Genomic DNA, 18,381 nt, shown 5'->3' on the forward strand with positions numbered 1-18,381 from the left:
GTGGTCGGGTCGGTGGGCGCGCGGCGGCGCGACGCGCGAGGTGCGTGGTCACACAGGTGAGGGCGCCGCGGCTCACAGCCGTACGGCGGCAGGATCGGCGTCAACAGATGGCGCTGGCAAGCCTGCACAGGTCGACGTGCAGCCGCGCCACGAGCAGTGCGCCCGGCGTCTTCTCGCTCACGTCGTCAAGAACCATGGGCTCATCGTATCGATTCCCGGTCCGGGTCCCGGAATGTGATCCCACATGCCGGACGGTTTCGGGCCGGGGAGTGAGACGGCGCACCTCAGCGGCCGCGCGGTCGTGTGCTCGACGGCCGCCCGGCTGTGCGACGGTGCCCCCTGCGGCGCCTGCCTCAGGCGGATCGCCGTACGACGAGCCGGGTCGGGGTGACCACCGAGGACCGGGGGCCGGGCGCCGTCGCCCGGCCGTCCGCCGGGCCGTCGTCCGTGTGGCTGAACAGCAGCCGGGCCATCAGCCGGCCCATGCCCTCGATGTCCTGGTGGACGGTGGTCAGCGGCGGGTCGGTGTGTTCGGCGATGGCCGCGAGGTCGTCGAAGCCGACGACGGCGACGTCGTCCGGCACCCGTCGGCCCCGCTCGCGCAGCACCTGGAGGGCGCCGGAGGCCATGAGGTCGGAGGCGACGAAGACGGCGTCCAGGTCGGGGCGGCGGTCGAGGAGCGCGGCCATGGCGTCGACGCCGCCCTGCCGGGTGTAGTCGGAGTGTTCGACGAGGAGGGGCGACGCGTCCGGCAGGACGTCCCGGTAGCCGTCCAGGCGGTCGAGTGCCGAGGCCTCCTGGCTCACGGGTCCGGTGACGGTCGCGACGCGTTCCCGGCCCAGCGAGACCAGGTGGCGGACGGCCTCGCGGGCGCCGCCCCGGTTGTCGGCGTCGACGTACACGCGGTCGTGCGCGGGCTCGCCGTCGCGGACCAGCGGCCGGCCGCCGAAGACGGCGGGCAGGCCGAGCCGGTCGATCATGCCGGGCAGCGGGTCGTCGGCGCGCAGGGAGAACAGCAGGGCGCCGTCGACGTGGCCGCCGCCCAGGAAGTCACCGACCCGCGGGTACTCCTCGGGCTCCTCCAGGAACAGCAGGACGGGCTGGGCGCCGTGGGCCACCAGTTCCTTGCGGATGCCGCGGAGGTGGAGGTCGAAGAAGGGGTCGATGAAGAGCCGGTTCTGCGGCTGGCTGGCGACGACGGCGATGGCGTTGTTGCGGCGGGTGACCAGCTGGCGGGCGGCGGAGTTCGGTACGTAGCCCAGTTCGGCGATGACCTCGCGGACCCGTTCGACGACCTCCGCGCGCACCTTGTCCTCGCCGTTGATCACCCGCGACACGGTGGACTTCGAGACCCCCGAGCCACGGGCCACGTCGTCGAGGGTGGGGCGCCGGCCGGGCAGTCGTCGCGTCTGTTGTGTCAACACCGTCTCCGTCGCGGGCCGTTGGGTGCGTGCGCGTGCGTACGCGTGGGCACGACCACCGTAGCCGCGAACGGGGCCCGCCGACGGCTCAGTACGCGTCGACGATCTTCACTTCCTCCTCGGTGATCTCGCCCTCGACGATCCGGTACGAGCGGAACTGGAAGTCGCCGAGGCCGTCGGTGTCGGCGGTGGAGACGAGGACGTAGTGGGCGCCGGGCTCGTTGGCGTAGGAGACGTCGGTGCGTGAGGGGTAGGCCTCGGTGGCGGTGTGGGAGTGGTAGATGACCACGGGCTCCTCGTCGCGGTCGTCCATCTCGCGGTAGAGCTTGAGCAGGTCGCCCGAGTCGAACTCGTAGAACGTGGGCGACATGGCCGCGTTCAGCATCGGGATGAAGCGCTCGGGGCGGTCCGAGCCCGCCGGGCCGGCGACGACGCCGCACGCCTCGTCGGGGTGGTCCTTGCGCGCGTGGGCGACGATCTGGTCGACGAGGGCCTGGGTGATGGTCAGCATGTTCGCAAGAATAAGCAGGCGCGCGAAGCGCTCGTTCGGGGTGGTGGTGGGAGACGGGCGGGAAAGCAGAGGGCCGCCCCGTACCGAAGAGTGGTACGGGGCGGCCCACATGCTGGGAACAGGGGCGCGGGGCCCTTGGGGTGTCGGGTCAGCCGACCTTCTCGAACTCCGTGTCGCGGCGCCCGGTGACCTCCGGGTTGCGGGTCTTCAGCACGGCCCAGCCGATGCCGAGGGCCGCGGCCCAGCCCGCCATGACGTAGAGGCAGACGCGGGAGTCGGCGTCGTAGGCGATGAGGCCGGTGACGAAGAGGAGGAAGACGATGGCGACCCAGCTGCACTTCGCGCCGCCCGGGGCCGGGAAGGACGAGGCGGGCAGGCGGCCGGCGTCCACGCCGCGGCGGTAGAGGACGTGGCTGATCAGGATCATCAGCCAGGTCCAGATGCCGGCGGCGGTGGCGACGGAGACGACGTAGCCGAAGGCCTTCTCGGGGACGATGTAGTTCAGGATCACGCCGATGCCCATGAAGAGCACGGAGACGGTGATGCCGAACGCCGGGGTCTTCGTCGACGACAGCCTGCTGAAGATCCGGGGGGCTTCGCCGTTGTCCGCGAGGGTGCGCAGCATGCGGCCGGTGGAGTACATGCCCGAGTTGCAGGAGGACAGGGCCGCCGTCAGCACCACGAAGTTGACGATGGCGGCGCCCGCCGGGATGCCGATCTTGGCGAAGGCGGCGACGAAGGGGCTCACGCCGGGCGCGAACTCGGTCCACTTCACCACGCAGAGGATGACGGTGAGGGCGCCGACGTAGAAGAGCGCGATCCGCCAGGGCAGGGTGTTGATGGCCTTGGGGAGGGTCTTCTCCGGGTTCTCGGACTCACCGGCGGTGACGCCGACCAGTTCGACGGCGAGGTAGGCGAACATCACGCCCTGCAGGGTCATCAGGGAGGAGCCGATGCCCTTGGGGAAGAAGCCGTCGTAGGCCCAGAGGTTGGAGACGGCGGCGGTGTCGCCGGCGGCGCTGAAGCCGAAGGTGAGGACGCCGAGGCCGATCACGATCATGCCGAGCAGGGCGGTGACCTTGACCATCGAGAACCAGAACTCGATCTCGCCGAAGAGCTTCACCGAGATCAGGTTGGCGCCGAAGAGGATCACCAGGAAGACCAGGGCGGTCACCCATTGCGGGATCTGGGGCCACCAGTAGTTGACGTAGATCGCGGCGGCCGTGAGTTCGGCCATGCCGGTGACGACCCACATCAGCCAGTACGTCCAGCCGGTGAAGTAGCCGAAGAACGGGCCGAGGAACTCGCGGGAGTACTCCGCGAAGGAGCCCGACACCGGGCGGTACAGGAGCAGCTCGCCGAGCGCCCGCATGATGAAGAAGATGATGACGCCGGCGAGGGCGTACATGAAGATCAGACTGGGGCCGGCCTTGGCGATGTTCGCCCCGGCTCCCAGGAAGAGGCCGACGCCGATGGCGCCGCCGATCGCGATCATCTGGACCTGGCGGCTGCCGAGCCCGCGCTCGTACCCCTCTTCGGGTGCGTCGCCGCGCACGGCTTCGTCGCCGTTCTTGTTGACCTGAGCGGAGGTCATGTGTGGTGCGCCTTTCTCCACGCTGGGCCGATCCGAGCCGTTCGTCGACCCCGGATCGGGTTCCGATCCCCCCGGATGTGATGGAGCAGTGCCTGGTCGGAGATGGCCGACTCGGTGGCGCACCCGAGCGGACATGGGTGGCGTCCGTCGGGCGGTCGTGAAGATTTAACACGGCCGCCCCGGTGATCGACTGGACGTCGTGTGGCGCAGAGCACAGGGAGAAGCGGACAAAGAACACCCGCGAGGGCATCCCTCACGGGTGCGGTGACACGATCGTTATCCGGATTTGAGTGTCCTCTGAGCGAACACGAGGCGAATCCGGGAGGACCCGAAGAGGCGAATCCGGGAAAGTCCGAAAAGGCCACAAAGGGTACTTAAGGCATCAACGTCGCGACGAGCGAGTCCTGGAGGCCGCCCAGCCACAGATAGGCCATCACCATCGGCTTGCGCGGGTCCTCGTCCGGGAGGCGGTAGAGGAGGTCGGTGTCCTCCTCGTCGACGACGTCGAGCCGGGAGCCGATGGCCAGACGCAGGTCGTTGAGGCAGCCGAGCCACTGCCGGGACTCCTCCGCCGACAGCTTCAGCACGGCCCCGCCCTCTCCGGTCGCGGCCAGCGCGTCCAGGGAGTGGATCACCGCGAGGGCGTTGTCGCGCTTGCCGGCCCGCAGGTCGTTCTCGGTGAAGCGGCGGAACTCCGAGGAGTACGCCCGCTGCTCCTCGGCCTCCTCGGCCGTCGGGGTGCCCTCGGGGTCGCTGTAGGCGTCCGGGAACAGCCGGAGCAGGACGGGGTCCTTGGGCGGTTCGCTCGGGCCCTCGGCGAAGAGTTCGGCGAGCGGATCGTCGGAGGCGTCCTCGGCCGGTCCCGGACCGATCAGCTCCAGGAGCTGCACCGCCAGCGAGCGGATGATGGAGATCTCGACCTCGTCGAGCGCGACGGCCGCGCCGCCGCCGGGGAGCGCTTCGAATTGTCCTGGCATCAGGTGCGTCGCTACTTCCGGTCCTGCTGGAGGGTGGCCCACAGACCGTAGCCGTGCATGGCCTGCACGTCGCGTTCCATCTCCTCGCGTGTTCCGCTGGAGACGACCGCGCGGCCCTTGTGGTGGACGTCGAGCATGAGCTTGGTGGCCTTGTCCTTCGAGTACCCGAAGTACGTCTGGAAGACATACGTCACATAGCTCATGAGGTTCACCGGGTCGTTGTGGACGATCGTCACCCACGGCACGTCGGGTTCGGGTACGGCGAAGACCTCCTCCGCCGACTCGGTCTTCTCGATCTCCATGGGTACGGCTGCCGTCACATGACCCATGCTGCCACGCGAGCTCCGTTCACGCGGACACCACCCCGGACGGCTGAGTGGGTGTGGGTGCCCTTGCCAGAAGTCATGCTCAGCGCGTCCTGCCGGACGTCGGACACCCACGGCTGCCGCTCATAGATCGTAAAGAAACCAATGTTGCTCCATCTCACAGATGGAGCAACATTGGCTATCACTTTTCCACGAATTACGGTATCGGAGACGGCGCTATTGATTGCGAGCAGCTCCAGCGACCGTGCTCCTCCTGTACCGCACAGAGAAGAAGGCGATGACAGCGATCTGAGCCACAAGCCAAACCGCCAACTCAATCACCCCGAACCTCCCACCCATTACCGTCAGGATCGCAATAAATACGGCGACGGTCAGAGCGATCTTCAGGACGAGCATCTTCATGAAATTCCCTTAAGATCCGGTGCTGAACGTGACTTTCCCGCTTCCCCTCACCTTTGTCTTCACCCAGGGGTAGGTGTAGGCGCATGCGATGTTACCTATGTAGCAGTGAGCTATCTTCCGCTTCATGTAGGACGTGGCAGAGGATGCCGGAACAGCACTCTTCTCGTTCTTCATGCGCTCCTTCACCTCGATCCAATCCAGGGCGTTGGAGACGTCATCGGCCCTGTACCGCCACGCCCTGACCTTACCGTCCTTGTAGTTGAACTCGGCCCAGTGGTGGTACTTGTAGATGACATCGCGGGCGTAGCTGTAGTGGGTCCTGGTGACGTGCGTCTTCTTCCACTTGCCGCCCGTGATCTGGATCCCGAACCGGTTGGGTGCCGCAACCTCCGTCTCGGCCGGCGTCGTCACCGCGTCAGCGACAGAGCTGTCCGCCCCCGCAGACGGCGTCAGTTCCGCGAGTTCCTCGGCAGTCAGCGGTTCCCCATTGATGGGTGAAACCAGTTGACCACTGTCGGTGACCTCGGCCTCCTTCACCACGACCGTCGGCTCCTTGCGCGGGTCGGGCAGAGCAGCTGCTAGATCAGGGTTGGTCATGATGAGATCGATGTCAGCCTGCGTCCAGCCACCCTCGAGGGTTCGCTTGATCGCGGCTTGCACGGCCGGATCGGCCGGATCGGCAACAGATTCAGCAGCAGAGCTCACTGGCGCCAGCACCGTCAGCAGAACTGCGAAAGAAGAGAGTGCGCCAGTAGCCAGGTAGCGCTTCTTGCGAGGCAGAGTTGCCTTCATTACGTATCCCCCATTTATCGACTCGGAAAGCGCAGCCGTCAGGTTTCTGCGCCGCCGATCTGTTCGACAGACTAAGCCGCCCACTTACGGCTTTACAAGAGCGATTTCGCGTACCCATCAGCAGTTTCCCGCCACCCCATGACGCCCCGCAGAAATGTCCTTGATTCCGATTTGACCACTTCCGTTCACTGCGGTACGAGCCGAAAGCGCGACTCCACAACGCCCCGACACCCAGAAGGGAAATCGTCAGAGTGACGAGATGGGGGTACCATCGGTGCCATGGATACAGCGGATCTTGGGTTGCCGGTGGACGTTCCGTCAACGGCGCTCTTCACCGATCACTACGAGTTGACGATGTTGCAGGCCGCCCTCACAGCGGGCACCGCCGGTCGACGTTCGGTCTTCGAGGTCTTCACCCGGCGACTGCCGGAGGGACGCCGGTACGGCGTGGTCGCCGGCACCGGGCGGGTACTGGACGCGGTCGAGAACTTCCGTTTCGACCCCGGCGTCCTCGGCTTCCTGCGCGAACGCTCCGTCATCGACGCCGAGACCCTCGACTGGCTCGCCGGCTACCGCTTCGGCGGCGACGTGTGGGGCTACCAGGAGGGCGAGGTGTACTTCCCTGGCTCGCCGATCATGCGGGTCGAGGGCACCTTCGCGGAGTGCGTGCTCCTGGAGACCGTGATCCTGTCCATCCTCAACCACGACTCGGCGATCGCGGCCGCCGCCTCCCGGATGTCCAGCGCCGCCGGGGGGCGCCCGCTGATCGAGATGGGCGCCCGGCGCACACACGAGCTGGCCGCCGTGGCCGCCTCGCGCGCCGCGTACGTCGGCGGCTTCACCTCCACCTCGGACCTGGCCGCCGGCTTCCGCTACGGCATACCGACGGTCGGCACCAGCGCCCACGCCTTCACGCTGCTCCACGACCGCGAGCGGGACGCCTTCCAGGCCCAGGTGGACTCGCTGGGCCGCGACACCACGCTGCTCGTCGACACGTACGACGTCACCGAGGCCGTACGGACGGCCGTGGAGATCGCCGGGCCCGAGCTCGGCGCCGTGCGCATCGACTCCGGTGATCTACTCCTCGTCGCGCACCGGGTGCGGCAGCAGCTGGACGAGCTGGGCGCGACGAACACCCGAATCATCGTGACCTCGGACCTCGACGAGTACGCCATCGCCTCGCTGGCGGCGGCGCCCGTGGACGCGTACGGCGTCGGGACGCAGCTGGTGACCGGCTCGGGGCACCCCACCTGCTCGATGGTCTACAAGCTCGTCGCCCGGGCGGAGTCCGCGGACCCCACGGACCCGCTGGTCCCGGTGGCGAAGAAGTCCAGCGGCGGGAAGACGTCCGTCGGGGGCCGCAAGTGGGCGGCCCGGCGGCTGGACGAGCACGGCGTGGCGGAGGCCGAGGTGGTCGGCACCGGGCCGGTGCCGGACGACCTCCGGGAGCGTCAGCTGCTCGTGCCCCTGGTCAAGGACGGCCGGGTGCTCTCCCGGGAGCCCCTGGACGTCGTACGCGAACGGCACGTGAGCGCGCGGGCCGGTCTGCCGCTGTCGGCGACACAGCTGTCGCGCGGCGAAGCGGTCATTCCGACGGAGTACGTCTGAGCCGCTCGGCTCGGCGCTGGAGGGCGGCGGGCGGGGGCACGCTGGGGGTGAGCCGGAGTTGAATGTGGCCGGCGCGCTCTGCCGCGAGCCCCCGAGCGCCCGCGCGGTGGGTCTGTGACCCGGTCCGCGCATCGGGCGAGCGCCGGATGCCCCCTCCCGAACAGGCCTCGAAGTCTCTAGGCTCGGAAGTTCGTAGTTTCGAGTGCCGAGAAGTACCGAGTCGTACCGAGAAGTGCCGAAGTGACGAGTCCTGCCGCCCGTACCCGCACCCCACCCACACCCGAGAACCGAAGAGTCTAAGGACACCGACACCATGCGCCGCGCCTTGATCGTCGTCGACGTGCAGAACGACTTCTGCGAGGGGGGCAGCCTCGCCGTGGCCGGCGGTGCCGATGTGGCCGCCGCCATCACCGAGCTGATCGGCCAGGCGGCCGGTCCCGGCTACCAGCACGTCGTGGCCACCCGTGACCACCACATCGCACCCGGTGGCCACTTCTCCGACAACCCCGACTACGCGCACTCCTGGCCCGCCCACTGTGTCGCCGGCACGGAGGGGGTGGGCTTCCACCCGAACTTCGCCCCGGCGGTCGCCTCCGGCGCGGTGGAGGCCGTGTTCGACAAGGGGGCGTACGCGGCGGCGTACAGCGGTTTCGAGGGCGCCGACGAGAACGGCGTCTCCCTCGCCGACTGGCTCCGCGCCCGCGACATCAGCGAGGTCGACGTCGTCGGCATCGCCACCGACCACTGCGTACGCGCCACCGCCCTGGACGCCGCCCGCGAGGGCTTCCGCACCCAGGTCCTCCTGGACCTGACCGCCGGCGTGGCCGAGGAGACCACGGAGCGGGCCCTGGAGGAGCTGCGCGAGGCGGGCGTGGAGCTCTCGGGCAAGCCGGTCGTGTAGGCCCCGACGGGCGCCCGGCCGCTCACACCCGCACGGTCGGCCTCCTCAAAAGTGCCCTGATCGGGTGCCACAGTTCCGGCGTCGTCGAGGCCGGGCAGACCGCGGACGTGCGCCATATCAGGCCGTCCGGATGGTGCAGGACGGCCGTGATCTCGTCCAGGGTCGGGGGCGCCGCGTTGCCGCGGAGGTAGATCGCCCGCATGCCCAGGTTGCGCAGCCGGGTCAGGGCCCGGGCGCGGTTCGCGGCCAGGACGAGAACCCGCACGGAGCCGTCGTCCTGCGGAGCCCACGACGTGCCCGGAGTGGTCGCCCCGGGCAGGTTCAGGGCCACGACGACATTGCCGTCCGGCAGTTTGCAGAAACCTCCAGCGGCCATGCAGGTCACACCCCCGTGAGCGTCAGTGTCAATAAGAAAACCACACCACGCACCTAAACACGTCCGGCCGCGACCCGCCAAGAGGGTCACGGCCGGACATGCTCTGACCTGCGGAAACGCTGTTTACTTCACCGCGGGGCCCACCTGGACCGAGATCGTGGAGCCATCCTTGGCCTCCTTGACGATCTTGATCTTGGTGTTGGTGTCAGTGATCTTGACACCGGCGAGCGGGGTCGTCTCGTCGTAGTAGGTGCTGGTCCGGTCGTTGAACGTGGACACACCCTTCGACGACGGGATCTTCGTCAGGACGTCCGCCTTGTGCAGCTTCAGACCGTCGGTGCGGTAGAGGCTGAAGGGCGAGTCGTAGGACTGGATCCGGCTGCGCATCACCGTGCCGTCGGCCCACTTCAGCGCCGTCGGGTGCGAGTCGACCGGCAGGACGAGACCCGTACCGGGGTGCACGCTGGTGTTGTTGTCCGCCTGCGAGGTGTCCCACTTCCAGATCAACAGACCGTTCTGGTAGGGGAAGTGCTCCACCCAGGACGGACGCGTGGTCGAGAAGCCGAAGTTGTACGGGCCGACCTTCAGCGTCTTGTCGTACGACACGTACTGACGGTTCTCGGCGATGTAGTACTGCGCGTAGTCGTCCGTGATCGATGCGCCCACCCGGGAGAAGCCCTTGGCGGTCCAGGCCGCGTCCGCGCTCTCCGCGTCGTCCGCGAAGACTGCGGAGCCGTCGGCGGTCACGGTGATCGAGTCGGCCGTGAAGCCCTTGGGGGACACGCCACTGTCCGTCTGGTAGCGGAAGCGAAGGTCGACCTTCTGGCCCGCGTAGGCGTCCAGGGAGTACGACAGCTTTTTGTGCGCGGCGGAGGAACCGGTCAGCGCGGGCTTGCCGCTGGCGTCGCGCGGGATCGCCGCGCCGTCCATCGTGCCGTCGACGGCCGTCCAGTTGGCACCGCCGTCGGTCGACACCTCGGTGTAGAGGTAGTCGTACTTGTTCTCAATGTCGTACCAGGCGTCGAATGTGAGCACGGCCGAGGACTTGCCCGTGAGGTCAACGGAACGGGTCAGGGTGCTGGAGAGGTTGTTCCCCCTGCCGCTCCACCACTGCGTCGACCCCTGCGTCGGCTCGACGATCTCGGTGGTGACCTTCTTCTTCGGCAGCTCGACCACCAGGGCCTGCTTGTCCTTGGTGTTGTACTCCGCGACCCCCAGCTTGTGCTTCGACTTCGTCGCGGCCTTCGCCGTGTCGTAGTCGAGCCAGCCCAGCTGGAGCTTGTCCCAGGCGGTCATGTCGCCGGGCAGGTCGCCGATGGCCTCCTTGCCGGTGCCGAGCCAGGAACCGGAGGACATCAGGGTCCAGAATCCTGTGGAGTTGTCGCCGTCGCCGGTGGTGTCGTAGTGGTCCGGCAGACCGAGGTCGTGGCCGTACTCGTGGGCGAAGACACCGAGGCCGCCGTTCTCCGGCTGGATGGTGTAGTCGCCGACCCAGATGCCGGTGTCACCGATCTTGGCGCCGCCGAGCTTGTTGCCGTCGGGGCCCGTGGCGCCCGCGTCGGAGCCGAACGCGTACCAGCGGTGCGCCCAGATGGCGTCCTCGCCCTGCGCGCCGCCGCCCGCGGACTCGTCCTCACCGGCGTGCACGATCTGGAAGTGGTCGATGTAGCCGTCGGACTCGTTGAAGTCGCCGTCGCCGTCGAAGTCGTAGCGGTCCCACTGGTCGAACTCGGCGACGTCCGCCTTGATCTCCGCGTCGGTGCGCCCCGCTGCCTTCTGCTGGGCGACCCAGGACGTGAGACCGTCGCTGACCACGTTCCACACGCTGGAGCAGGTGGACTGGCCGCAGTAGTTGGAGCCGTAGCGGGCCTCGTTGTAGGGGACCTTGACCCAGTCCGAGACCTCGCCCTCGATCGAGTAGCGGCCCGAGGACTGCTTCTCGTAGTACTTCTTCATCGACTCGGTCTTCTTGCCGGTGCCGAAGTACAGGTCCTGGAAGTGCGCCTGGTCGTAGTCCGCCTGCCAGGCCGTGGAGTTGTCCTGGGTGCGGTCCGGCTCGGCTATCTGGTTGTGCAGCGGACCGGGGGTGCCGCCGTAGCGGCTGTCGATCTCGTCGCCGAACTCGACGAGGATCGTGAAGATCTTGTCGGTCTTCTCGCGGCCGAGCTCGACGTACTTGCTCTTGCCCTTCTTGCTCTTCAGCTGCACGACCTGCGAGCCCTCGCGGTTCTTGACCGTGGCGTCGCCGGATATGACCTGCTGCAGGGCCTCCTCGCGCTGGGCCTCCTGGGTCTTGCTCAGGGGGCCTTCGAGGTCGTGGTCGTCGGCGTGCTCGTGGTCCGCCGGGTCGTGCCGGTCGACGGCCGACGCGGGAGCGGTGTCCGCGGCCTGCGCCACGGTCAGGGCGGACATGGTCGCCGCCGCCGTGGCGAGTGCGACGCCGATCGCCGCCGCTCTGAACGTCCAGGGTTTGTTGCTCACTTGAGTTCCTCCCCCGCGTACCGTTCGCGCGGAAGGGGGATGGCCCCGGTCGTGGAGGTCCGCGCGCGGTATACGCGTGTAGTCAAGTGGCGCCATTCGACCGGAGTTTCGACATAAAAAACAGATCTTGACTTGGACAGGTCAAGTGGATTATCGGCGTCCAGGGGAAGCGGTTGTTTGTTACCCGGTCGTTATGCGGGCGACTCACCCGCCCTCCCGAACCGGCGCGCATATGCGGCCCCTTGCCGGACCCCATGAATCCGTGCGCCCCCCGTGCACCCGGCACCGTGTGTCAGGTCACGCTTACCCGTCGTTCCACTCGGGCACCCTGGCGAATAGAGTCGATTGGCGGAGCGCCGGAGGTCGGCAGAAGCCAAGCCGACCGCACTGCTTTACCTTTGATTCCCACCCGAGGACACGATTGCCATGCCTCGTCCGACGACCGCACAGCTCGCCTACGGCTCCTGCACCGTGATCTTGTCGACCCTCGCCATGCTGCTGCTGTCCCAGACGAGTTCCGGTGTGGGCATCGCGGTGATCGCACTGTCCGCCCTGGCCCTCGGCCTGCTCGTCGCGCTGACGGTGCCGCTGCCCAAGTCCGCGGGCGGCGCCGCCACCCGCCCGAGCCCGAGGGCCGCCGCCCCGGCCCGGAGCCGGGTGGCCGCGCGGTCCGAGCCGGTACGGGAACCCGTGCACGAGCGCATGAGTTCCTGACCCTGCACTCGGTGACAGTGTGACGAAACGCTTCGGCGGGCCCGTGGACCACGGACCCGCCGTCATCGTGCGCCCCCCGTGCTCGACCGGTCGGCTGGACCGGTCCGCTCAACCGGTGCTGACCACCACTGTCTTGGCCGCCTTGTCGTGCAGACCCTGCTTGTAGGGCTTGTCGAAGAAGCTCCAGCCGCCCGCGATCGCCGTCCAGATGCAGGCACAGCAGAAGGCGAAGGGGATCCACAGCACGGCAGCCCGGATCAGCGCGGTCTGCACGGAGGGCGTGGAGCCGTCGTTGAGGTTCGCCACCCGCAGTCTCATTAGCTTCTTGCCGAGGGTCTGGCCGTTCCTGACGGTGAAGAACGTGTCGTAGGCGATGTAGAGGACCGCCGCGAGCGCCTCCTGGCCCAGGGACTTGCCGAACTCGAAGTCGTCCGAGTCCACCGTGTACTGGCTGATCCTGAACGCCCACGCCAGCAGCCCCACCACGATCCCCACCAGGATCATGTCGATGATCCGCGCGAGCACCCGCTTCCCGCTCTCGGCGAGCGGCGGCATGCCGGAGAGCGGGTCGTTGGGGTACGGCCCACCGCCATAGGGGTCACCGCCGTAGGGACCGCCGCCGTAGGGAGGGGGCTGGTCACCGGGCGGCTGACCGCCGAACGGCGGTTGCCCGCCGCCGCCCCCGTACGGCGGTTGCCGGGGCGGCGGGTCGTACGGGGAGCCGCCGTCCTGCCGGGGCGGGGGCTGCTTCCTGAACGGGTCCTCGTCCGGGGACTGACCGGAGCCGAAGGGCGGCGGTTCGGTACTCATGGCCCGAGTCGACCGCGAACCCCCCGGCGCCGCATCCGGCGCGGGTCCGTCCGGGGTACGGGGTCGAGGGGCCGGTGTGTGGGCGGGTGACCGCTAGTCGCCCGCCACGAAGGTGCGGGCCGCCTTGTCGTGCCAGCACTGGCGCCACGGCTTGTCCCACACGCACCACAGGACGCCGATCACACCGATGCCGAGCAGCCCGGAGACGGTGTGGACGAGCCAGCGGCGCAGGGAGCCCGCGAACGACGGGGGTTCCAGGCCCTCGATGTCCCGGACCTCGATGCCGAGCAGCCTCTTGCCGAGGGTGCGGCCCCACTTGGCGGTGGGCAGCACCTCGTAGAGGGCGCTGACGAGGAACAGGACGCCGAGGATGATGCCCAGATAGACGGAGGTCGTGCCGTCGACCAGCCAGACGGTGACCTTCTCGCCGGAGAGCTTGGCCGCGTCGATCTTCTCGTCGATGTGGTCGACCGCCTTGGTGCCGAACGGCACGGCGGCCACGGCCGTGACGCCGCCGACGACCAGGCTGTCCACCAGCCGGGCGGCCAGCCGTCTGCCGAGCCCCGCGGGCCTGGCCTCGGACTGCCGTCGCGCGGCCGCCTGGAACGGGTCCTCGACGACCGGCTTCCACGGCGCGACCGGCTGCTCCCCGTCGCCCCCGGCCAGCCGGTGCACCTGCTGGGCCCAGGAGGGCTGCCCGCCGCCGATGCCGACGGCCATCGGGGTGTCGGCGGACTGCGGGGCCGCTGACTGCTGGGGCACCCCCGGAGCGAGTTGCGGGGCGGGCGCGGCCTGCGGGGACTGGGCGGACTGCGGGGCAGGTGGGAAGCCGCCACCGAACGCGGGCTGCGGCTGCGGGACCGGGACGGCGGGGTTCGCGGGGGCGGCCGGACCGACCGCCGAGGGGCCGGGGGCCGGAGCGGAGGCCGCTGCCGCCGGGGCCGTGCCGCCCGACTGCGGGCCCTGCTGCGGCACCGAAGGGCCCTGCGCACCGGGCGGAGCCTGCGGGCCCTGCTGAGGGCCGGACGGTGCCGACGCGGGCGCGGAGGACTGCGGGGCGAGGCCCAGGGCCTGTTGGGCCGCGACCTGGGCCGGGGTCAGGGGCACGCCGAAGGGGGCCGGGGCCACGGGGGCGGCCTCGTCCTGCTGCCCCGTGCGCGAGGACGACGGACGGAACGTCATGGTGCCGTCCGACGGCGGGGTTTCCGCGCTGTCGGACGCGTCCGGGCGCCCGGAGGTGTTCGGGCGCCGGAAGACCACCGTGCCCGGCGTGGACCCGGCCTCGTCGTCGGAGTCCGCCGGCGGGATGGTCGCCGTGCCGTCCGTGCTCGCCGTACGCCCGGGGTCACCGAAGCCCGCGGCGCCGGTGGGGCCGGCTGGGACGCCGGTGTCGTCCGCGGCGCCTCCCGTGTCCCCCGTACCACCCGGGCCGGCCGAGAGGGAGAGACGAGGGTCGGCGCCGGGGGCGGAACCCCAGGACACCCGGCGGTCCTTGTCGCCGCCGAACCCGGTCTGGCGGGAGCGGTCGGCGCCCCACGCGGAGGCGGGCTCGGGGCGGGAGCCGTGCAGGGCGTTGTCGGCGGCCGGCCTGGCCGTGTCGCCGTCGCTCGCGGGGTCCTCGTCGAAGAAGTGCGGGCCCGTCTCCTCCACGGCGCCGGGCGGGCCGGAGCCGGGCGGCGGGGCGAGCGGCTCACCGTCGGAGGGCGCCGGACGGCTCGTACCCGGCACCCAGGCGGCGCCGTTCCAGTACCGGACATATCCAGGAATGGACGGGTCCGGGTAATACCCTTCGCGGGGCCTGTCGTCGCCGGGGGCCGGGGTTGGGGCGCTCATGTCCGTCGTCCCGTATCTGCTCGTGGGTTTGGTGGAGGCATCCAGATCTACCAGACGTCGGCACGGTCCATGACCGCTGCCTCCGGACCCGCCCCATTCGCGCACGGATCTGCTACGGCGGAGCGGGCCGCCGGCTGCCGGGAGCCGGTGGCGGCCGGCCGGTCGGTGGACTCGTCGGAAAAAGTTTCGTGATTCCGCGTAATGCTTCGTGGCCCACGCCCCTCTCACTCGTACGGGCCCGCCCCCGGGCCCTCTCACGAGAGAGGAACGATCACCATGCGGCACACCGTCGTGGAGCGCGAACTGGAGCTCAGACTCGTCCTGTCGCCCGAGCGCAGCATCCCCGTGCCGGCCAAGCTGGGCTACCGCGGCGACGACCCGTACGCCGTCCACATCACCTTCCACGTCAACTCCGACCGGCCGGTGCACTGGACGTTCGCGCGGGAGTTGCTCGTCGAGGGGGTGTTCCGGCCGTGCGGGCACGGGGACGTGCGGGTGTGGCCGACGAAGGTGTCGGGCCGGAGCGTGGTCCTGATGGCGCTCAGCTCGCCGGACGGGGACGCGCTGCTCGAAGCGCCCGCCGCCGCCGTGTCGGCCTGGCTGGAGCGGACCCTGCGGATGGTCCCGCCGGGCTCGGAGTCCGACATGCTGGGCATCGACGACGGCCTGGCCGAACTCCTCGCCCAGTGAGGGAAGGGCGTCAGAACAGCTTGCCCGGGTTGAGGATGCCCAGCGGGTCGAAGACGGACTTCACCGCCCGCTGCATCTCCATGCCCACCGGGCCGATCTCCCGCGCCAGCCACTCCTTCTTCAGGATGCCCACACCGTGCTCGCCGGTGATCGTGCCGCCGAGTTCCAGACCGAGGGCCATGATCTCGTCGAAGGACTCGCGGGCGCGCCGGGACTCGTCGGGGTCTGTCGCGTCGAAGCAGACGGTGGGGTGCGTGTTGCCGTCGCCGGCGTGTGCGCAGACCCCGATGGTCAGGTCGTACTTCTCGGCGATGCGGTCGACGCCGTCGAGCAGCTCGCCGAGCTTCGAGCGCGGCACGCAGACGTCGTCGATCATCGTCGTGCCCTTCACCGCCTCCAGCGCGGTGAGCGACAACCGCCGTGCCTGGAGCAGCAGTTCGGACTCCGCCTCGTCGTCCGCCGGAACGACCTGGGTGGCGCCCGCGGCCTCGCACAGCGCCCCGACGGCGGCGAGGTCGGCGGCCGGGTCCGGGGTGTCGAAGGCGGCGAGCAGCAACGCCTCGGTGGTCTCCGGCAGCCCCATGTGCGCGAGGTCGTTGACGGCCTTCACCGTCGTACGGTCCATGAGTTCGAGCAGTGACGGGACGTGCCCGCCGGCCATGATGCGGCACACCGCGTCGCAGGCGGCGGCCGCCGAGGCGAACTCCGCCGCCAGCACCAGTTGCCGGGGCGGCCGCGGCTTGAGGGCGAGGGTCGCGCGGACGACGACGCCGAGCGAGCCCTCCGAGCCGACGAAGAGCCGGGTGAGGTCGTAACCGGCGACGCCCTTCGCGGTGCGCCGGCCGGTCGACATCAGCCGGCCGTCGGCGAGCACGACGTCCAGGCCGAGGACGTACTCGGCGGTCACCCCGTACTTCACACAGCACAGGCCGCCGGAGGCCGTGCCGATGTTGCCGCCGATCGTGCACATCTCCCAGCTGGAGGGGTCCGGCGGATAGTGCAGGCCGTGCTCGTTGACCGCCCGGGAGAGGGCCGCGTTGACGACGCCGGGTTCGACGACGGCGATGCGGTCGACCGGGTTGATCTCCAGGATCCGGTCCATCTTCGTGAGGGACAGCGCGATACAGCCCTCGGACGCGTTGGCGCCGCCGGACAGGCCGGTGCGGGCACCCTGCGGGACCACCGGGACGCGCAGTTCGGTGGCGGTCCGCATGACGTGCTGCACCTGTTCGACGGTCCGGGGCAGGACGACGACCGCCGGGACGGCCGCCTCGCAGAAGCTCGCCATGTCGTGTCCGTACGAGGCGGTGACGTCGGGATCGACGAGGACCGCCTCCGGTGGCAGGCCGCTGAGCAGGCGGTCGACGAGGTTGCCGGTCGTCTCGTCGGGCGGGGCTTGGATACGGCTCATGATCACAGGTTCGCACTCGCGGCCATCGGTGTGAACCCGTCGGCGCGAGCGTTCGGGTGCCGGATGTGGTCGTCGTATTGACGCACAGTGACGGCATGTCTGTGGAGAACGAGGAGCGGGCGGCGCGGACGGCACGGGCGGTGCGGGCGGCACTCGTGGCGCGGTGGCCGGGGCGGGTGCCCGGGCGGGGGCGGTACCGGGGGCGCGGTGGTGGGGTGGTGGGGGCCGTCGTCGGGTGCTTCGTACTCGGGGGCGTGCTGATGGTGGTGCCGCCGGACGGGGGCGCCAGGGGCGGCCCCGGGGAGACGCGGGTGGCGGGCGCGGCCGGGCCCGGACGGGAGGGTCGGCGGGCGGCGGCCGTACGGGGGACCGGGGTGTCCGCCGTGGTGTCCGCCGGGGTGCCTGCCGCGCTGCCCGATGTGGTCGCGACCGTGCGGGAGCGGAAGGCCCGGGTGCGGGCCCGTCCGCGTGACCACGTCTCGTGGGCGGTGCTCGGCGTGGCGTACGTCGAGCGGGCCCGCCGGACCGGCGATGTCACCGACTGTTCCCGGGCCGAGCGCGCCCTGCGCACCTCGCTGCGGCTCCGGCCGAGCGGCAACGCGGACGCCCTCGAAGGCCTCACCGCCCTCGCGGTCGCCCGCCGCGACTTCCGGGCGGCGGAACATTGGGGCGAGGAGGCCGTACGGGTGGCGCCGGGGCGCTGGACGTCGTACGCCCTGCTCATCGACGCGTACGACGGGCTCGGCCGGTACAAGGCCGCTCGCGCGACCCTGGGCAGGATGCTCGCCGTCGACTCCGGGCCGGCGGCCAGGGCGCGGGCGGCGCGGGTCCACTGGGACCAGGGGGCGCGCGAGGACGCGGCGGCGGCGCTCTCGGACGCGGCGGCCACCGAGACCTCGGCCACGGGGCCGTCGGCCGCGGGTGCGGCGTGGTGGGTCAGGGCCGGCGAGCTGGCCTGGGAGCGGGGCGAGGCGGAGCAGTCGTTGCGGTACTGCGAGGCCGGCGGGTCCGCCGTGGCCGGTGGTGAGCCGGAGGCCGGGCCGTGCCGGGCGCGGGCACTGGTCGCGCTGGGGCGGACGACGGAGGGGGTGCGGGCGTACCGGGTGGCGCTGTCGCGGCGGCCGTCCGCCGAAGTGGCCCTGCGGCTGGGTGAGGTGTACGAGTCGCTGGGGCGGGCGAAGGAGGCGCGGGAGCAGTACCGCGTGGCGCGGGCGCTGGTGGCGCGGTCCGCCGCGGCCGGGGTGAACGAGTCGCTGGTCCTCGGGGCGCTGGAGGCGGACCACGGGGATCCGGCGGAGGCGGTGCGGGTGCTCCGTGCGGAGTGGGAGCGGCAGCCGGGGTTGCGGGTGGCCGATGCGTTGGGGTGGGCGTTGCATCGGGCCGGGGAGGACCAGGAGGCGCTGGGGTTCGCGCGACGGGCGACGGACCGGGCGCGGGGTGGGGAGGTGCGGAGTGCGGCTTACGCGTATCACCGGGGGGTGATCGAGCGGGCGGTGGGGTTGGAGGCGGCGGGGCGGCGGCATCTGGAGGAGGC

Annotated in this window: 18 protein-coding genes; 5 read left to right on the plus strand and 13 right to left on the minus strand. The window is 70.2% G+C overall.

Features of this window, described 5'->3' with window-relative positions; all coding sequences use genetic code 11:
* Positions 1-100 precede the first annotated feature (100 nt).
* The 8 genes from RM704_RS36470 to RM704_RS36505 all read right to left on the minus strand — a co-directional run bounded on the left by RM704_RS36470 (position 101) and on the right by RM704_RS36505 (position 6,023).
* Positions 101-196 (minus strand): putative leader peptide, encoded by a 96-nt coding sequence (locus RM704_RS36470; RefSeq protein WP_309474684.1) that lies wholly within the window; start codon positions 194-196, stop codon positions 101-103.
* 157 nt (positions 197-353) lie between these two features.
* On the minus strand, positions 354-1,421 hold the full coding sequence (locus RM704_RS36475) for a LacI family DNA-binding transcriptional regulator (protein ID WP_033525020.1): 1,068 nt from the start codon (positions 1,419-1,421) through the stop codon (positions 354-356).
* Between the two features lie 88 nt (positions 1,422-1,509).
* Complete coding sequence (locus RM704_RS36480) at positions 1,510-1,932, minus strand: M67 family metallopeptidase (protein ID WP_033525019.1); 423 nt, start codon at positions 1,930-1,932, stop codon at positions 1,510-1,512.
* A 148-nt stretch (positions 1,933-2,080) separates the two neighbouring features.
* Positions 2,081-3,526, minus strand: a complete 1,446-nt coding sequence (locus RM704_RS36485) for an amino acid permease (RefSeq protein ID WP_033525018.1) — start codon at positions 3,524-3,526, stop codon at positions 2,081-2,083.
* A gap of 374 nt (positions 3,527-3,900) precedes the next feature.
* Positions 3,901-4,503, minus strand: coding sequence for a DUF2017 domain-containing protein (locus RM704_RS36490; RefSeq protein WP_033525017.1), 603 nt, complete (start codon positions 4,501-4,503; stop codon positions 3,901-3,903).
* An 11-nt stretch (positions 4,504-4,514) separates the two neighbouring features.
* The gene (clpS, locus tag RM704_RS36495; protein ID WP_033525016.1) at positions 4,515-4,832 is read right to left on the minus strand and encodes an ATP-dependent Clp protease adapter ClpS; all 318 of its coding nucleotides are present in this window, start codon (positions 4,830-4,832) and stop codon (positions 4,515-4,517) included.
* A gap of 213 nt (positions 4,833-5,045) precedes the next feature.
* Positions 5,046-5,231, minus strand: a complete 186-nt coding sequence (locus tag RM704_RS36500) for a hypothetical protein (protein WP_033525015.1) — start codon at positions 5,229-5,231, stop codon at positions 5,046-5,048.
* Positions 5,232-5,240: 9 nt separating this feature from the next.
* Positions 5,241-6,023 carry a hypothetical protein gene (locus RM704_RS36505; protein ID WP_157856637.1) on the minus strand — a complete coding sequence of 261 codons (783 nt, stop codon included), beginning with the start codon at positions 6,021-6,023 and terminating at the stop codon, positions 5,241-5,243.
* Between the two features lie 279 nt (positions 6,024-6,302).
* Between RM704_RS36505 and RM704_RS36510 the strand changes: the two genes are divergently transcribed.
* Positions 6,303-7,631, plus strand: a complete 1,329-nt coding sequence (locus tag RM704_RS36510; protein WP_033525013.1) for a nicotinate phosphoribosyltransferase — start codon at positions 6,303-6,305, stop codon at positions 7,629-7,631.
* Between the two features lie 313 nt (positions 7,632-7,944).
* Positions 7,945-8,532, plus strand: coding sequence for an isochorismatase family protein (locus RM704_RS36515; RefSeq protein WP_033525012.1), 588 nt, complete (start codon positions 7,945-7,947; stop codon positions 8,530-8,532).
* Between the two features lie 22 nt (positions 8,533-8,554).
* Here RM704_RS36515 and RM704_RS36520 read toward each other — a convergent pair whose 3' ends face one another.
* A complete protein-coding gene (locus tag RM704_RS36520; protein WP_033525044.1) occupies positions 8,555-8,908 on the minus strand; it encodes a hypothetical protein in 354 nt (117 codons plus the stop codon).
* 123 nt (positions 8,909-9,031) lie between these two features.
* Entirely contained in the window at positions 9,032-11,389 is a 2,358-nt protein-coding gene (locus tag RM704_RS36525; protein ID WP_192829544.1) for an immune inhibitor A domain-containing protein, read from the minus strand.
* Between the two features lie 426 nt (positions 11,390-11,815).
* On the opposite strand from RM704_RS36525, the gene RM704_RS36530 reads away from it, so the two are divergent.
* Complete coding sequence (locus RM704_RS36530) at positions 11,816-12,103, plus strand: hypothetical protein (RefSeq protein WP_033525011.1); 288 nt, start codon at positions 11,816-11,818, stop codon at positions 12,101-12,103.
* Positions 12,104-12,211: 108 nt separating this feature from the next.
* On the opposite strand, the gene RM704_RS36535 is transcribed toward RM704_RS36530, so the two are convergent.
* Complete coding sequence (locus tag RM704_RS36535) at positions 12,212-12,913, minus strand: RDD family protein (protein WP_033525010.1); 702 nt, start codon at positions 12,911-12,913, stop codon at positions 12,212-12,214.
* 93 nt (positions 12,914-13,006) lie between these two features.
* Positions 13,007-14,746: an RDD family protein gene (locus RM704_RS36540; RefSeq protein ID WP_078936912.1), complete on the minus strand. Its 1,740-nt coding sequence runs from the start codon at positions 14,744-14,746 to the stop codon at positions 13,007-13,009.
* A 276-nt stretch (positions 14,747-15,022) separates the two neighbouring features.
* Between RM704_RS36540 and RM704_RS36545 the strand changes: the two genes are divergently transcribed.
* Complete coding sequence (locus tag RM704_RS36545; protein WP_033525008.1) at positions 15,023-15,436, plus strand: SsgA family sporulation/cell division regulator; 414 nt, start codon at positions 15,023-15,025, stop codon at positions 15,434-15,436.
* Between the two features lie 10 nt (positions 15,437-15,446).
* Here the strand turns inward: RM704_RS36545 and RM704_RS36550 are convergent, their stop codons facing one another.
* The gene (locus tag RM704_RS36550) at positions 15,447-16,853 is read right to left on the minus strand and encodes an FAD-binding oxidoreductase (protein ID WP_033525007.1); all 1,407 of its coding nucleotides are present in this window, start codon (positions 16,851-16,853) and stop codon (positions 15,447-15,449) included.
* Positions 16,854-16,942: 89 nt separating this feature from the next.
* Between RM704_RS36550 and RM704_RS36555 the strand changes: the two genes are divergently transcribed.
* On the plus strand, positions 16,943-18,381 hold a 1,439-nt coding region (locus RM704_RS36555; protein WP_311592182.1), incomplete at its 3' end, for a tetratricopeptide repeat protein.

It is taken from the genome of Streptomyces gottesmaniae, assembly GCF_031845845.1.
GTDB classification, from domain to species: domain Bacteria; phylum Actinomycetota; class Actinomycetes; order Streptomycetales; family Streptomycetaceae; genus Streptomyces; species Streptomyces akebiae.

Bases quoted from the DNA above. Each gene is read 5' to 3' on its own strand.
- RM704_RS36480 (WP_033525019.1), bottom strand. From the start codon at position 1,932: ATGCTGACCATCACCCAGGCCCTCGTCGACCAGATCGTCGCCCACGCG.
- RM704_RS36500 (WP_033525015.1), bottom strand. From the start codon at position 5,231: ATGAAGATGCTCGTCCTGAAGATCGCTCTGACCGTCGCCGTATTTATT.
- RM704_RS36490 (WP_033525017.1), bottom strand. From the start codon at position 4,503: ATGCCAGGACAATTCGAAGCGCTCCCCGGCGGCGGCGCGGCCGTCGCG.
- RM704_RS36540 (WP_078936912.1), bottom strand. From the start codon at position 14,746: ATGAGCGCCCCAACCCCGGCCCCCGGCGACGACAGGCCCCGCGAAGGG.
- RM704_RS36545 (WP_033525008.1), top strand. From the start codon at position 15,023: ATGCGGCACACCGTCGTGGAGCGCGAACTGGAGCTCAGACTCGTCCTG.
- RM704_RS36515 (WP_033525012.1), top strand. From the start codon at position 7,945: ATGCGCCGCGCCTTGATCGTCGTCGACGTGCAGAACGACTTCTGCGAG.
- RM704_RS36505 (WP_157856637.1), bottom strand. From the start codon at position 6,023: ATGAAGGCAACTCTGCCTCGCAAGAAGCGCTACCTGGCTACTGGCGCA.
- RM704_RS36470 (WP_309474684.1), bottom strand. From the start codon at position 196: ATGGTTCTTGACGACGTGAGCGAGAAGACGCCGGGCGCACTGCTCGTG.
- RM704_RS36535 (WP_033525010.1), bottom strand. From the start codon at position 12,913: ATGAGTACCGAACCGCCGCCCTTCGGCTCCGGTCAGTCCCCGGACGAG.
- clpS (WP_033525016.1), bottom strand. From the start codon at position 4,832: ATGGGTCATGTGACGGCAGCCGTACCCATGGAGATCGAGAAGACCGAG.
- RM704_RS36510 (WP_033525013.1), top strand. From the start codon at position 6,303: ATGGATACAGCGGATCTTGGGTTGCCGGTGGACGTTCCGTCAACGGCG.
- RM704_RS36520 (WP_033525044.1), bottom strand. From the start codon at position 8,908: ATGGCCGCTGGAGGTTTCTGCAAACTGCCGGACGGCAATGTCGTCGTG.
- RM704_RS36530 (WP_033525011.1), top strand. From the start codon at position 11,816: ATGCCTCGTCCGACGACCGCACAGCTCGCCTACGGCTCCTGCACCGTG.
- RM704_RS36485 (WP_033525018.1), bottom strand. From the start codon at position 3,526: ATGACCTCCGCTCAGGTCAACAAGAACGGCGACGAAGCCGTGCGCGGC.